At 72.9% G+C, this 645-nt stretch carries 1 protein-coding gene; it reads right to left on the minus strand.

All coding sequences use genetic code 11. The annotated features are described in order from the left end of the window. On the minus strand, positions 1–427 hold a 427-nt coding region (locus IXW21_RS18110), incomplete at its 3' end, for a hypothetical protein (protein ID WP_228528759.1). Positions 428–645: the final 218 nt, after the last annotated feature.

Below are 645 nucleotides of genomic sequence, written 5' to 3' on the forward strand. Positions count from 1 at the left end.
CGGTCACGGTGATCATCGGGACCTCGGTGAACCAGCCCGAGGGTGCGGGCAGGACTCCGGTCGTGATCGCGACGGCCGGGGCGATCGCCGCCGCGGCGAGCGCAGGGGGCACGATCCAGTCGACCACGCGGATGCCGTCGGCATCGACGCTCTCACGCCAGGTCACCGCCGCCGTCACGGCCGACGTCGACGGCCTCGGTGTGCACCCAGGCGGTGCGGTGCTCGAGAGCGATACGGACTCAGGTGAAGCATCCGGTGACACGGCGGCGCGCAGCACCTCGACGAGCTCGTCCTGCGAGACCAGCCCGAGGGTGCGGGCAGGACTCCGGTCGTGATCGCGACGGTCGAGGAACTCGGCGCGCGTCTGGGGCAGGGGGGCACGATCCAGTCGACCACGCGGATGCCGTCGGCATCGCCGCACGCGCACCGAGTTCCTCGACCGGGTCGCTGCGACCGCCGCCGCGGCTCGCCGCGATGGGCTGCTCTCGCAGGACGAGCTCGTCGAGGTGCTGCGCGCCGCCGTGTCACCGGATGCTTCACCTGAGTCCGTATCGCTCTCGAGCACCGCACCGCCTGGGTGCACACCGAGGCGGCGGCGGTCGCAGCGACCCGGTCGAGGAACTCGGCGCGCGTCTGGGGCAGGGG

It is taken from the genome of Microbacterium sp. UFMG61, assembly GCF_015354505.1.
In the GTDB taxonomy this organism is placed as follows: Bacteria; Actinomycetota; Actinomycetes; order Actinomycetales; family Microbacteriaceae; genus Microbacterium.